Annotated in this window: 15 protein-coding genes; 5 read left to right on the forward strand and 10 right to left on the reverse strand. The window is 72.8% G+C overall.

Going from position 1 to position 13,544, the window contains the following annotated elements; all coding sequences use genetic code 11:
* Positions 1-128 precede the first annotated feature (128 nt).
* The 3 genes from KBX71_RS19045 to KBX71_RS19055 form a co-directional block, all read right to left on the reverse strand.
* Positions 129-926 (reverse strand): isocitrate lyase/phosphoenolpyruvate mutase family protein, encoded by a 798-nt coding sequence (locus KBX71_RS19045; protein ID WP_210819348.1) that lies wholly within the window; start codon positions 924-926, stop codon positions 129-131.
* Positions 923-1,957, reverse strand: coding sequence for a cytochrome P450 (locus tag KBX71_RS19050; RefSeq protein ID WP_307847172.1), 1,035 nt, complete (start codon positions 1,955-1,957; stop codon positions 923-925). Before KBX71_RS19050 ends, KBX71_RS19045 begins: the two co-directional genes overlap by 4 nt.
* Before the next feature lie 72 nt (positions 1,958-2,029).
* On the reverse strand, positions 2,030-2,773 hold the full coding sequence (locus KBX71_RS19055) for a helix-turn-helix transcriptional regulator (RefSeq protein ID WP_210819350.1): 744 nt from the start codon (positions 2,771-2,773) through the stop codon (positions 2,030-2,032).
* Positions 2,774-2,900: 127 nt separating this feature from the next.
* Here KBX71_RS19055 and KBX71_RS19060 point away from each other — a divergent pair, with 127 nt between their 5' ends.
* On the forward strand, positions 2,901-3,593 hold the full coding sequence (locus tag KBX71_RS19060; protein ID WP_210819351.1) for a hypothetical protein: 693 nt from the start codon (positions 2,901-2,903) through the stop codon (positions 3,591-3,593).
* Positions 3,594-3,617: 24 nt separating this feature from the next.
* Here KBX71_RS19060 and KBX71_RS19065 read toward each other — a convergent pair whose 3' ends face one another.
* The 3 genes from KBX71_RS19065 to KBX71_RS19075 all read right to left on the reverse strand — a co-directional run bounded on the left by KBX71_RS19065 (position 3,618) and on the right by KBX71_RS19075 (position 5,204).
* Positions 3,618-4,136, reverse strand: a complete 519-nt coding sequence (locus KBX71_RS19065) for a 2'-5' RNA ligase family protein (RefSeq protein WP_210819352.1) — start codon at positions 4,134-4,136, stop codon at positions 3,618-3,620.
* Between the two features lie 118 nt (positions 4,137-4,254).
* On the reverse strand, positions 4,255-4,440 hold the full coding sequence (locus KBX71_RS19070; RefSeq protein WP_210819353.1) for a DUF397 domain-containing protein: 186 nt from the start codon (positions 4,438-4,440) through the stop codon (positions 4,255-4,257).
* Positions 4,437-5,204, reverse strand: coding sequence for a DUF5753 domain-containing protein (locus KBX71_RS19075; RefSeq protein ID WP_210819354.1), 768 nt, complete (start codon positions 5,202-5,204; stop codon positions 4,437-4,439). The genes KBX71_RS19070 and KBX71_RS19075 overlap by 4 nt, the downstream gene beginning before the upstream one ends.
* A 199-nt stretch (positions 5,205-5,403) precedes the next feature.
* On the opposite strand from KBX71_RS19075, the gene KBX71_RS19080 reads away from it, so the two are divergent.
* Both KBX71_RS19080 and KBX71_RS19085 read left to right on the forward strand, forming a co-directional pair.
* Positions 5,404-5,703, forward strand: a complete 300-nt coding sequence (locus tag KBX71_RS19080) for a hypothetical protein (protein ID WP_210819355.1) — start codon at positions 5,404-5,406, stop codon at positions 5,701-5,703.
* An 11-nt stretch (positions 5,704-5,714) separates the two neighbouring features.
* On the forward strand, positions 5,715-5,936 hold the full coding sequence (locus KBX71_RS19085; protein ID WP_247683729.1) for a flavin reductase: 222 nt from the start codon (positions 5,715-5,717) through the stop codon (positions 5,934-5,936).
* 24 nt (positions 5,937-5,960) lie between these two features.
* On the opposite strand, the gene KBX71_RS19090 is transcribed toward KBX71_RS19085, so the two are convergent.
* The gene (locus KBX71_RS19090; protein ID WP_210819357.1) at positions 5,961-6,566 is read right to left on the reverse strand and encodes a DNA-binding response regulator; all 606 of its coding nucleotides are present in this window, start codon (positions 6,564-6,566) and stop codon (positions 5,961-5,963) included.
* Complete coding sequence (locus KBX71_RS19095) at positions 6,563-7,717, reverse strand: histidine kinase (RefSeq protein ID WP_210819358.1); 1,155 nt, start codon at positions 7,715-7,717, stop codon at positions 6,563-6,565. The genes KBX71_RS19090 and KBX71_RS19095 overlap by 4 nt, the downstream gene beginning before the upstream one ends.
* Positions 7,718-7,849: 132 nt before the next feature.
* Here KBX71_RS19095 and KBX71_RS19100 point away from each other — a divergent pair, with 132 nt between their 5' ends.
* Together KBX71_RS19100 and KBX71_RS19105 are read left to right on the forward strand one after the other, a co-directional pair.
* Complete coding sequence (locus KBX71_RS19100; protein ID WP_210819359.1) at positions 7,850-8,752, forward strand: hypothetical protein; 903 nt, start codon at positions 7,850-7,852, stop codon at positions 8,750-8,752.
* A 105-nt stretch (positions 8,753-8,857) separates the two neighbouring features.
* Positions 8,858-10,591 carry a DEAD/DEAH box helicase gene (locus KBX71_RS19105; RefSeq protein WP_196926762.1) on the forward strand — a complete coding sequence of 578 codons (1,734 nt, stop codon included), beginning with the start codon at positions 8,858-8,860 and terminating at the stop codon, positions 10,589-10,591.
* Positions 10,592-10,666: 75 nt separating this feature from the next.
* On the opposite strand, the gene KBX71_RS19110 is transcribed toward KBX71_RS19105, so the two are convergent.
* Entirely contained in the window at positions 10,667-11,071 is a 405-nt protein-coding gene (locus KBX71_RS19110) for a DoxX family protein (protein ID WP_210819360.1), read from the reverse strand.
* Between the two features lie 131 nt (positions 11,072-11,202).
* The gene (gene lon, locus KBX71_RS19115) at positions 11,203-13,533 is read right to left on the reverse strand and encodes an endopeptidase La (protein ID WP_210819361.1); all 2,331 of its coding nucleotides are present in this window, start codon (positions 13,531-13,533) and stop codon (positions 11,203-11,205) included.
* Positions 13,534-13,544 lie beyond the last annotated feature (11 nt).

Consider the following 13,544-nt stretch of genomic DNA (forward strand, 5'->3'; position numbering starts at 1 on the left):
GACCGGGCCGCCCCGCGCGAGCCGCCGAGCGTGGGCCACGCCCGTCAGTCACCGCCCGTCAGTCGCCGCCCGTCAGTCACCGCCCGTCAGTCACCGCCCGTCAGTCACCGCCCGTCAGTCGCCGCCCGTCAGTCACCGCCTGTCGACACCAGGGCCTGCACCTCGGCGTACGACGGCAGCCCCGCCGGTGCGGCGGACCCGCCGAGGCGGACGACGTCGGCGGCGGCGAGCGCGGCGCCCAGGGCGGCCCGGAACAGCAGCGAGCCGGTGCTGACCCGGGCCACCCCGGCGGCGCCCAACTCAGCCAGCCCTGGGCCGCCCGGCTGGTACAGCGCGTTCACCGGAGCGTCGATCCGCTCGGTGAGGACGCGCAGCGTGGCCAGGTCGACGGTCCCGGGCACGAAGATCCCGTCGGCACCGGCCACCCGGTAGGCACGCGCGCGAGCGAGGGTCTGCGGCAGTGGTTCGTCCACCCTGAGCCACCAGGTGTCGGTGCGGGCGTTGACGAACAGCTCCGGCACCGCCGCCTTCACGGCCGTGACCTTGGCAGCGGTGACCTCGGTGTCGGCGAGGGTGCCATCGGCGCGCCCGTCCTCCAGGTTGATCCCGACCACGCCCAGTCCGGCCAACTCCGCCACGTACTCGGCGACCTCCGCCGGGTCGTCGCTGAACCCGGCCTCCACGTCCACGCTCAGCAGCACCGGCAGCCGGGCCAGCCGGCGGGCCAGGGCGAGGGTCTCCCCCGCGGTGGCCGCCGCGCCGTCGGGAAGGCCCGCGGTCGCGGCGACCCCGAGGCTGGTGGTGCCGATGGCCGGATGTCCCCGCGCGGCGAGCGCCGCCGCCGAGGCGTGGTCCCACGCGTTGGGCAACAGCAGCGGGCGGCCGGCGCGGTGCAGGGCGTGGAACGCGGCACGACGGTCGATCATCGGACGCTCACCTCCAGACCCGTCGGCACCCGCAGGGTGGGGTGCGGCTCGTGACGCAACGGGTTCGGACCACGCCGGCACCGTTCCCGCAGCACGTCGAGTACCCCGGTGGCCAGCGCCAGGGCGTGCCGGTCGCCGGGGCAACCCCGCTCCCCCGTCCCGAACGTCACCATCCCGGCACCGGGTCGACCGGGCTGGAACGTCGCGGCCTCGGCGAATGCCTGCGGGTCACGGTTGGCCGCGTCGAAACGCAGCAGGACGGAGCTGCCCGCCGGCAGATCGCGTCCGCCCAGCCGTACCCCGTCGACGGTGACCCGTCGGGTGGCCCGGACCGGCGGGTCGAGGCGCAGCACCTCGGCCAGCAGGTCGGCGGTCCCCGCCGTGGTCAACGCGCGCGCGGTGGCCGGGGACAGCAGGTGATGGGCGGCGGCGCCGATCAGACCGGCGGTCGCGTCGCACGCCTGGACCAGCAGACCGATCAGGTTCGCCCGTACCACCGGTGGACCCTGCGGCGCGAGCGCCAGCAGCGCCGCCACCGCCCGGTCGGCGCGCGAGGTCACCGCCGGGTCCACCCCCGGGTGGTACGCCGCCGCGACGACAGCGACCGCCGTCCCGGCGGCTGCCGGATCAGCAAAGCCGAGTCGATCGGCCAACGCCCGCAGCGGCACCGGCCGGGCCAGTTCCCGCATCACGTCGACGCGGTCGCCGGAGCGGTCGAGCACGGCCACTGTCAGCCGCGCCGCATCCTGTCGCAGGTCGACCGGGTTCAGCGGGGTCAGCGCCGCCACCGCGACCGCCCGACGCTCAGCGTGCCGTCGCGGTGGACTGAACCGGCTCACCGTGGCGCGCAGCCAGGCGAGCGTGCCAGGCGGCCCCGTGTCGACGGCCGGCACCTGGAACGCCGGGTCGGTCAGCGCCGTGCGCAGGTCAGCGTTGCGTGTCACCGACCAGCCGCGCTCCGGTTCGAACGAGGGCGGACCACACGCGGGGGTTCCCGGGGCGGGCGCGATGAAGGGCCAGTTGTCAGTCACCGCCCGACCGTAGGGTGCGAACCGTTCGCTCCACACCGAACGATCCCGCCGCGGTCACACGCTGCTCGCCGGTCAGGCGCGGCCGCTCGTCGGCGCCGGGGCCACCGGCGGGTCGAGGGTGTGTTCGGGGATGGACAGGGCCGCGGCCAGGCCGGAACGGCCGGTGGGAGTGAGACGGACGGCGCGACCGGTGCCCTGGCTGATCCAGCCGAGGTCGGTGAAGCGGCGGCAGAGCGCCGCGCCGAGCGCCCCGGCCAGGTGCGGGCGGCGTTCGGTCCAGTCCAGGCAGTCGCGGACCACCGGGCGGCGGGCGGCACGCAACACGTCCACGGGTACGCCGAACTCAGCCACCCAGGCCCACCCGTCCGGCGTGAGCGCCAACCCGCTGGACCGGTCCAGTCGGCGTTCGCTCAGCAGCGCGTCGTACATCAGCACGCCCAGCCGCCCGGCGAGGTGGTCGTAGCAGGTCCTCGCGTACGCCAGGGAGGCAGCGGCGGTGGTCGCGCGCAGCGACCCGGTCGGTGTGGGCGCGACCGGGGCGTGCCCAGCCAGGTCCTCGATCAGCTGGGCCACCGCCGGACCGGCCAGACGCAGGTAGCGCTGCCGGCCCTGTCGTTCCTCGACGAGCAGCCCACCGCGGACGAGTCGGGTGAGGTGGTCGCTGGCCGTCGACGGGGCGACACCGGCGCGTCGGGCCAGCTCACCGGCGGTCCATGCCCGCCCGTCGAGCAGCGCCAGGCACATCCCGGCGCGGGTGCCGTCGGCCAGCAGGGCCGCCAGCTCGGCCATCCCCCGACCGTCGGTGCCAACGCTCATCGCCCAAGTCTAGGAAAACGGCAGGCCGGCCTGATTGCCCTACTGCCCTACTCTGAAGGGGCCGCGACGCCACTTCGGCAAGTCGGGGCCTTAGCGCCTGCACCGCCGGGCGGATAGAAGTAACCGGATGATCTGGACGAAGTTCAGAAGCGACCGCACCCCTCGCCGACTCCGCGCCGTTTCCGAGCTGCGGTTTCCCGCCAGCGGGCGTCAGCATCTACGAAACCGGTATCCCCATCTCAGCGACGACGACATCCTTCTCGTCGAAACCGCGGCCCGGCAGTGGTTCCGGATCATCGCCCGTCAGCCCAACGCGAAGCTGTCGATGCCGTCGGTGGTCGTGGACGACCTGTGGCAGGAACTGACCCTGCATGAGCGGGACTACGCCACCTTCTGCGACGCCGCGTTCGGGCGCCCTCCGCACCAACCAAGGTCCGCCCCAGGCGGCGACGCGGCCGACGACAATCGACGCCCCCTGCTGCTCACCACGCTGAGCTACGGCCGCCGGGACGAGGGGTGCGGCCCGAACGGCCTTCCGCTGTTGTTCCGAGTGGACCAAGAGCTACAGATCCACGACGGCAACCGCTACCTCGCCGACTGCGGAGGCCGTGGCGAATGCTTCCCGGTTTCCGGCCGGGTCTGCCTGCAACACCTCGCAGGGCCGGGCAAGCGGCCCAAACCACCAGGCATTCGCGGCGACCTGCCCTTCCTCGACGGACGCCACGGCTACGCCGGCGGTGCGGGCGGCAGTGGTGGTGGCGGCGAGTTCAGCGGCGGGGGCGACGGCGGAGGCGGCGACGGCGGTGGGGGCGGCAACTGAGGCTCCGGACGCCGCGCGACGGCCTCAGCCGCGCCTGGCCAGCGAGGTCAGCGACCGGTCCGTGCCGTCGTAGCTGCGCGCGGCGTCGAAGTTCCCCGTCGGACGCTGCCCGCCGGCGACGGCACGAGCCAGCCGCAGGTCCGCGTTGCGGAACCGCAACGCCAGACTCAGGTGCGGCACCCATGCGTCGGGCGCGTGCCACGGGCGGTGTCCGTCGGCCTCGGCAAGAACATCCCAGACGGCGGCGTGCAGCGCGGTCAGCGCCGGACGGGGTCGAACGAGCCAGACCAGTGGGGCGCTGCCGTCGAGGACGACGACCCGGTCGAGAGTGACCGGCACCGGCAGCGCGGCGTCGAACAGCTCGACCAGGCGGTGCTCGACCCCCGGTGGGAACTCGTCGACGGCGGCGAGGGTGAGGTGCGGCCGGTTGGTCGGGTGGGTGTTGCGGGCCAGGCTGGGCAAACCGGCGGCGGCCAGACGGCCCCAGACCGCCCGGAGCGCGACCTCCAGGCCAGCCGAGCAGACCAGTTCCACCGTACGCACGCAGACACGTTAGCCCGGCAGTCCGTGCCACCCCCCACGGATCGCGACCGAGCCACACCTTCAGACGGGGTTCGGTCAGCGACAGGCCCTCGGCCGAGGGCCTGTCGCTGGAGTTGGGTCAGTGTTGGGCTCGCGCGAAGGCGACAAAGCCCCGCCACGCCTCCGGCTGGAAGGTCAACGTCCCGCCGTCACGGTCCTTCGTGTCGCGAACCAGGACAACGCCCGGGAGATTGTCGGCGACCTCCACACACGACCCGCCGTTGTTGCCGCTCTTGGTGCTCTTGCGCCACTGCGCGCCGGTCACGTCCATGATGATGCCGCTTCCCTGAGCAGGTCTAGAGACTGTCCGCGAGAGAGAGCTTCGCCGCGAATGCGTTCCCATCGTCGGTCAAGGGTAGCAATTTCTGGCTGCTGCTCAGTTATTTGTGCATGCGCCTGACCGTCGATGTGTGCCACGCGCCCACCGCCTTTCAACTCGGCGACGATGAACGGCCCGCCCAGGCCCGAGTACATCCCGACCGACGCGGGCACCACATAAACCTGCACCGACGGAAGGTGCGCGCACGTGACGAGGTGGTCGCACTGGTCGCGCATCAAGTCCCGATCGCCGTACGCCGAGCGGCGCAGTACCGCTTCGTCCATCACGGCGATCAGCAGGGGTGGTTGGTCGCGATGGAGGATGCCCTGCCGCCCGATCCGGGCCTTCACGTATTGGTCGACCTCCTCGGCGGACAGTGGTTCGCCGGCCAGCGTCGCCCGCGCATACGCCTCGGTCTGCAAGAATCCAGGCACCCACGCCAGTTCGTACCAACGCAGCGCAACCGCTTCTCGCTCCCAGTCGATCCAAGCACGCAGCCATGTCGGATCCCTGCGCTTCAGGACGTCCGGCCACAGGTCGATTACCTCTCGGCCGAGGATCGTGGCGACCTGGGCGCGGTGCCGCGTCTGCGGAATCCGTTCGGGGTTTGCCCAGCGGGCGGCCGTCTTCGGATCGACCCCGGTTTGAGCGGCGAGAGAGTCCGCCGTCTCACCACATTGGATCATGGCTTCCACGACGGCGTGATTCATCCTTTGTCCTCCCCGGATATCCCGAACGTACAGAGGCCATAGTGCAACGCAGTGTAGTTGCATCGCAACAGTCAGCAGAGTGTTTCTAGACGGCGCGACCGGCGGGGACCCCGAAACCGGCGGGCGTGTTCGTGCCGGGGGCCGCCTCTGAGCGCGCACTCACGGGCGGCCCCTCCCAACGACCGAGAGGCAGAGCGACGTGTCCGAGGACGCCGCGCAGAGCGCCCGCCCGATCAGGACCGGCGACGTCCTGCACCTGACCCGGGCGGCGAGCCCGCAGTTCGTCCGTCCCCTCATCCTGCGGGTCGTCCGCGAGCTGACCGACCGGCATACTTACCACGGCTGGACGTGGGTCGAGGGTTACCGGCTCGCCACCCGTGGCCAGGCCGTGGCGAAACGGGAACTGTTCGTCCTCCGCGAAGGTCTGCGTTGGCTGCCAACGGCCGTGCCCGACCGCCAGCGGGCTTCGTGTGCCCGGAAGGCGGGGACGCCCCGGTGAGGCGTCGGCCCGTGCCCCACCTTCCGACCCATTCCACCTGGCGGTGCCAGTCGCGCGGGATTGCCTGGCCGTGCTCCACGGCGAAGCTGCGCCTCCTCGCCGAGTACCGCGACGACCGGGCAGCCCTGCTGGACCGTCTGACGGCCCTGCGGGACAGGGCCGCGATCCAGCTCGACGGTGCGCCGACGGCCAACCTCGACGACCGGTTCGTCACCTGGGCACACCCCCGGTAGCCGACGGACGCGCTCGTGAGGCGGTCAGAGCCAGCCGTTGTCCCGGGCGGTGCGGACGGCCTCGGCCCGGTCGGCGGCGCCGAGCTTCTGCACGGCGGCGGAGAGGTGGTTGCGCACGGTGCCGGTGGACAGGTGCACCCGGCGGGCGATCACGGCGACCGGGGCGCCGACCTCGGCCAGCCGCAGCGTCTCCAGTTCTCGTGGGGTCAGCGGGCACGGGGGCAGGGTCAGCGCGTCGGCGGCCAGCGACGGGTCGACGTAGCGACCTCCGGCGTGCACGCGGCGGATCACGTCGGCCAGGGCCCAACCCGGCGAGCCCTTGGGCAGGAACCCTCGGGCGCCGGCGGTCAACGCCTGGCGCAGGTGCCCGGGGCGGCCGTGTCCGGTCAGCACGACCACCGCGCAGTCGGGTCGGACCCGGCTCAGCTCGGCGGCTACCGCGATGCCGTCCAGGCCGGGCATCTCCAGGTCCACCACTGCCACGTCCGGGCGGTGCGCCAGTGCTGCGGTGACGGCCGCCGGCCCATCGGCGGCGTGTGCCACCACCTCGATGTCCGGTTCCAGGTCGAGCAGCGCGGCGACGGCGACCCGGATCAGGTCCTCGTCGTCGGCGAGCAGGACGCGGATCACGACCCCGCCGGCACTGTGGCTTCGAGGGTGAAGATCGCGTCCTCCCGGCGTACCCGCAGCTCGCCACCGGCAGCGGCGAGCCGGTCGGCCAGCCCACGCAGGCCGTGGCTGTGCGCGTCCGGGGCACTGTCGTCGGCGCCGTCGTTGGCCACCGTCATCCTGGCCACGTCATCCTCCCGATCGATGCGGATCCGACACCAGTCGGCCCGGCTGTGCCGCAGCACGTTGGTGCTCGCCTCCCGCAGCACCGCCGCCAACTCGATGGCGGCGGTCTGCGGCAGGTCCGCCGGTAGTGGCAGGACCGTGCACCGCACCCCGCAGGACCGCAGCACCCCCACCACCGCGCTGAGCTGTTCGTCGAGGTCGACGGCTCGATAGCCGTGCACGGTCTCCCGTACCTCGCTCAGCGCGGAGGCGGCCAACCGTTGCACCTCGGCGGCTTCCCGCCCGGCCCGTTCCGGGTCGACCGGGGCGAGCCGGGAGGCCAGTTCGGCCTTCAACGCGATCACCGTGAGGCGGTGCCCCAGTACGTCGTGCACGTCGCGGGCGAAGCGCAGCCGCTCCTCGGCGGCGGCCAGCCGGGCCTGGGCGGCCTGGCCCTGCCGGGCCTCCACGAGCAGGTCCCAGAACCAGACCTGGAACCCGTTGACGGCGGCCACGGCCACGCCGATCCCGCCGGTCACGGCGAGGTGGCGCGGAACGGAACCGCCGGTCCACCAGGCCACCGCGACCGCCACCGCCAGGACGCCGACCGCGACCGCCAGCGCGGCCCGCCACCGCACCAGCAGCGGCGTCATACCAATCAGCGCCGCACCGAGCCAGGCCCAGGTCGGCCACCTGCCGGCCGCCACCGGACCCACCAGCGGAACGGTCAGCAGCGCCACCCCGACCAGGCTCATCTCGGCCCGACGCCGCCAGCGCCTGTCGAGCCACGGCGTCACGGCCGCGTACAGGACGACGGTCTGGGCGATCACGAAGGCGAGGATGCCGACCGCGCCGAGCGCCACCCGGCCCGGGTCGGGCTCGCGGGTCAGGCCGACCGCCGGTAGCAGGACGCTCGCCCAGACGCCGGTGGCCAGCGACACCAGCGTCGCCTGCCGGGCGCGGTGCAACCGCCGGTCCGCCCGGGGAGTCACCGCCTCGCTCGCCACGCACCGATCCTAGGCCCGTCCCGCGCAGGCCCCACCCCTGCGAACCGTCACGGTCGGGCCGTGCGGTCCGCACGGTTTTCCCGTGACGAACGGGTCTGCCGGCCACACCGGGGGCACCGGCAGGGTCGAGGCATGGAAAACACCCGGATGTACGCGGACAGCGCCACCGCCGTACCGTCACCCGCTCCCCTGCCCACCGACGACCCGGCGCCCCCGGGCGCGGCACCGGCCAGCAGCAGTCGGCGGCGGCTGCTGTGGCACCTGGGCGAGATGGCCCTGGCGATGGTCGCCGGGATGCTGCTGCTCGCGCCGCTGTGGGAGCTGGCCGGCACCGCTCTCGGCGTCGGCGGGTCGCTGGCCCGGCCGGAGGTCGCCGCCCTGGTGATGGCCACGAACATGACAGTAGGGATGACGGTGGCGATGCGTTACCGGGCGCACCGTTGGCACGCGGTCGGTGAGATGGCCGCCGCGATGTACGTCCCGTTCCTGCTGCTGTTCGTGCCGTTTCGGGTCGGCCTGATCGACGCCGACGCGCTGCTGCTCGGCGGTCACCTGCTGATGATTCCCGCGATGGTGCTGGTGGCTCTCCGGCACCGACACGAGGCGTCGGCACCGGTACGCCGACACCGGGTCATGGTGGCGCTCGCCCACCGCTGGCCGGCCGGGTTGGCGCTGCTGCTGACCGTGGACATGTGGGTCGATCCAAGCGTGCTCAGCCCGTGGACGATGCTGGTGCTGCCCGGCGGCTACCTGGTGATCGGCATGGCCCGCCGCACGCTGGGCGGGCGGGGCGTGCTCGCCACCCAACTCGCCGGTCTGGCCGTCTGGGTGGCCCTGACGCTGGGCGCGGTGCTGGCCGGCGGGCGGACCGCCGACTGGCTGGTGGCGTTCGGGTGGTTGGCGCACGCCGGCTGGGACGTGGCGCACCACCGCGACCGTCGGGTGGTGCCGCGCGGTTACGCCGAGTTCTGCGTGGTGCTCGACGTGGCCCTCGCCGCGGTGATGGTGCTGGCCATCCTGACCAGCGACGCCTGACCGAGGCCGCCACCGGGATCATGGAACAGCCGCAGCACGAGCCCGGGGACAGCTCTTGTGGCGGTCGCCGCAACGGCCCGGACGGCGTGATGAAAGGCTTGGCACATGAGTTCCGCACCTGCACAGCACGATGCACCGATTGACGCCACGCCCGACGGCACCGACGAGGTGAGCGCCTTCACCGAGCTCGGGCTGCGCGCCGAGCTGTTGGGCGCGCTCGCCGCCCTCGGGTACGAGGAGCCGACCCCCATCCAGCGGGAGGCTATCCCACCGCTCCTGGAGGGTCGGGACCTGCTGGGTCAGGCGGCCACCGGCACCGGCAAGACGGCCGCGTTCGCGCTGCCGTTGCTGAACCTCATGACGCCCCACCGCCAGGGCGGCGACCCGGTGGCGCTGGTGCTGGTGCCGACCCGGGAGCTGGCGGTGCAGGTCTCCGAGGCGTTCCACCGCTACGGCAAGGACCTGGGCGCGCGGGTGCTGCCGATCTACGGTGGGCAGCCGATCGGGCGGCAGCTGCGGGCACTGGACAGCGGCGTCGACGTGGTGGTGGCCACCCCGGGGCGGGCCCTCGATCACATCGCCCGGGGCACCCTGCGCCTCGGTGGGTTGGCGACGGTCGTGCTCGACGAGGCCGACGAGATGCTCGACATGGGCTTCGCCGAGGACATCGAGGCGATCCTGGAGCACGCTCCGGCGCAGCGTCAGACTGTGCTCTTCTCGGCCACCATGCCGTCGCGCATCGACGGGATGGCCCGCCAGCACCTGCGGGAACCGGTCCGAATCGAGATCGGCCGCGAGCAGACGGTCGCGGGTGAGGCGCCCCGGGTGCGGCAGAGCGCGTACATCGTGACCCGGGCGCACAAGCCGGCCGCGCTGGGTCGGGTGTTGGACGTGGAGTCCCCGACCGCGGCGATCGTGTTCTGCCGCAGCCGGGAAGAGGTCGACCGGTTGACCGAGACGATGAACGGTCGGGGCTACCGCTCCGAGGCGCTGCACGGTGGCATGAGCCAGGAGCAGCGCGACCGGGTCATGGGCCGGCTGCGGGCGGGCACCGCCGACCTGCTGGTCGCCACGGACGTGGCGGCCCGTGGGCTGGACGTCGAGCAGCTGACCCACGTCGTCAACTACGACGTGCCGTCCGCCCCGGAGTCGTACGTGCACCGGATCGGTCGGGTGGGTCGGGCTGGCCGCGAGGGCGTGGCGATCACCCTCGCCGAGCCGCGTGAGCACCGGATGCTCAAGACCATCGAGCGGGTGACCGGCCAGCGGATCACCATCGACAAGATCCCCACCGTGGCGGACATGCGGACCCGGCGGTTGGAGATGACCCAGGCGGCCCTGCGCGAGAGTCTGCTGGAGGACGACCTCGACCCGTTCCGGGTGATCGTGGAGACGTTGACCGACGAGTTCGACCTGATGGAGGTCGCCCTCGCCGCCGTGAAGCTGGCCCACGAGGTGACGTCGCCGGGCTCCGACGACGAGCAGGAGATCCCGCAGGTTCCGGTCCGCGGGCCGCGCGAGGGTCGGCCGGAGGCCGGTGGCCGGGGCGGCGACCGGCGGGGCGGTGGCCGGCCACGCTCCGGCGGTGGCAACACCGTCCAGGTCTTCGTCGGCCTGGGTCGACGTGCCGGGGTGCGCCCGCAGGATCTGGTCGGCGCGATCACCGGGGAGACGGGCATCCGCGGCCGGGACATCGGTTCGATCGAGATCGCCGACCGGTTCTCGCTGGTGGAGGTGCCGCAGGGGGTGGCCGACGAGGTCATCTCCGGGTTGCGCTCCAGCACGATCAAGGGCCGCAAGGCCACCGTGCGCCGGGACCGCGGCGGCGACGAGCGCTGAGCACGCCGCCGGCGACCGCCGGCCTGAGCACGCCGCCGGCGACCGCCGGAGTACGACGGTCGCCGGCGTCAACTCTCAGAAGGAGTACGGGCCGAAGCGGCCCCACGCCACCACGGCGGCGAGCAGGAGCAGCACCGCGCAGGTGATCGCGCCCTGGATCTCGGTGCGACGCCCCTCAGCGGTGTCCTGCTTCTTCCTGTCGCGCAGGTGCACGAGGATGCCGCCGACCATGACGATGACCAGCCCGAGGGCGGCGAGCGGGGTGAGCACGGTGGCGATGTCGGTGAGTGGGGGCAGCACCAGCCCGAGGGCGGCCAGCAGCTCGACGGCACCGAGTGCCTTGACCTGGGTCGGCGGGACCGGGTCCACCCACCGCATCAGTTCGCGCAACTTGTCCTTGGGCTGGGTCAGTTTGGCGAAGCCGACGCCGGCGAAGACGACGGCGAGCAGGATCTGGATGATCCAGAGCACCAGGTTCACGGGGGTTCCTCCGGGGGGACGCCTCGCGGCGAAGAGGTAGTTGAGGATTCAAGCGAGACAGTAGACCTCACCCACGTACCAAAGGACCCCCGCCGTCTCCGATGACGGCGGGGGTCCTTGTGGTCGGAGCGTCAGACCGCGAAGAGCGCCGGACCGTCCAGCGTCTTCACGTCGGCCGGGCGCAGCGCCAGGGCGAGCACGTCGGCCACGTCGGCCAAGGTGTGCACGGTCAGCGCCTCGCGCACCTCGGTCGGCAGGTCGTCCAGGTCGGGCTCGTTGCGGGCCGGGATGATCACCTCGGTGAGGCCGGCTCGGTGCGCGGCGAGCAGCTTCTGCTTCACCCCACCGATCGGCAGCACCCGACCGGAGAGCGTCACCTCACCGGTCATCCCGAACTCGGGGCGGACCGGGCGACCGGTGACCAGCGACGCCAGGGCCGTGACCATGGTGATGCCGGCGCTCGGACCGTCCTTGGGCACCGCGCCCGCCGGGAAGTGGACGTGGATCCGGCGTCCCGCGAGAGCGTTCGGGTCGATGCCGAAGCGCCGCCCGTTGGAGCGCAGGTAGGAGAGCGCGATGTGCGCCGACTCCTTCATCACGTCACCGAGCTGGCCGGTCAGGGTCAGTCCCGGCTCCCCCTCCATGCTTGTCGCCTCGATGAAGAGCACGTCCCCACCGGCGCCGGTGACGGCGAGGCCGGTTGCCACGCCGGGCACGGCGGTGCGCTCGGCCGATTCCGGGGTGAACTTCGGCCGACCCAGGTAGCCGGCAAGGTTGTCGGTGCCGACGCGTACCGGCGTCGGGTCCGTCGCCAGCGTCACCGCCACCTTGCGCAGGATCTTGGCCAGGGCGCGCTCGAGCTGCCGGACGCCGGCCTCCCGGGTGTACTCCCCCGCGATCAGCCCGAGAGCCTCGTCGGCGACGCCGACCTCGTCGGCGGTCAACCCGGCCCGCTCCCGCTGCCGGGGCAGCAGGTGGTCGCGGGCGATGGCGACCTTCTCGTCCTCGGTGTACCCGTCCAGGGTGACCAGCTCCATCCGGTCCAGCAGGGGGCCGGGGATGGACTCCACCACGTTGGCGGTGGCCAGGAAGAGCACGTCGGACAGGTCGAGGTCGACCTCCAGGTAGTGATCCCGGAAGGTGTGGTTCTGGGCCGGGTCGAGCACCTCCAGCAGGGCGGCGGCCGGGTCACCGGCGTAGCCGGCGGCCAGCTTGTCCACCTCGTCGAGGAGCACGACCGGGTTCATCGAACCGGCCTCGCGCAGCGCGCGGACGATCCGACCGGGCAGCGCCCCCACGTAGGTGCGCCGGTGCCCGCGGATCTCCGCCTCGTCGCGGACACCGCCGAGCGAGACCCGGACGAAGTTCCGCCCGAGCGCTCGCGCCACGGACTCGCCGAGGCTGGTCTTGCCCACCCCGGGAGGACCGGCGAGGGCGAGCACCGCGCCGGAACCGCGACCGCCGACCACACCGAGGTTGCGCTCGGCCCGCCGGTTGCGCACCGCCAGGTATTCCAGGATGCGGTCCTTCACGTCGGCCAGGCCGGCGTGGTCGGCGTCGAGCACCGCCCGGGCCGCGGCCAGGTCGGTGTTGTCCTCGGTACGCGTGGCCCACGGCATCTCGAGCACGGTGTCCAGCCAGGTACGGATCCAGCCCGCCTCCGGGGAGGCGTCACTGGCCCGCTCCAGCTTGCCGACCTCGCGCATGGCCGCCTCGCGTACCTTCTCGGGCAGCTCGGCGGACTCGACCCGGGACCGGTAGTCGGCGGAGCCGTCCGGCTCGTCCTCGCCCAGCTCCTTGCGGATGGCGGCCAGCTGCTGACGCAGCAGGAACTCGCGCTGGGACTTCTCCAGCCCCTCGCGGACGTCACTGTTGATCTGCTCGGTGACTTCCTGCTCGGCCAGGTAGTCCTTCACCCAGCCGACCAGCAGCTCCAGCCGGGCGGTGACGTCCGGCGCGGCGAGCAGTTCGGTTTTCTGCTCCAGCGTCAGCCAGGGCGCGTAGCCGGCCGAGTCGGCCAGCTCGGAGAGGTCGGTCATCCGCTCCACCGCGTCGATGACCTGCCAGGCGCCCCGCTGTTGGAGCACGGAGGTCACCAGGGCGCGGTACTCGCGGGCTAGTTCCCGGGCCCGACCGGCGTGGGCGGGTTCGTCGAGTTCGGTCGCCTCGACCCAGAGGGCGGCGCCGGGGCCGGGCACGCCGGAGCCGATACGTGCCCGGGACAGGCCACGGATGACGGCGGCGGGCTCACCCTCGGGGAGCCGGCCGACCTTCTCGATGGTGGCGACCACGCCGACCGGCCCGTACTCGCCGTCGATGCGCGGCACGGCCAGCAGCTTGCGGTCGCCGGTCGCCCGCGCCGCGTCGATCGCGGCCTGGGTGGTGGGGTCGAGGGTCACCGGGATGACCATGCCGGGCAGCAGTACGGCGTCGGTCAGGGGAAGTACCGGAAGAGTTGCCATCGAACACCTCG

The sequence above is a fragment of the Micromonospora sp. D93 genome (assembly GCF_018070365.1).
GTDB classification, from domain to species: domain Bacteria; phylum Actinomycetota; class Actinomycetes; order Mycobacteriales; family Micromonosporaceae; genus Micromonospora; species Micromonospora ureilytica.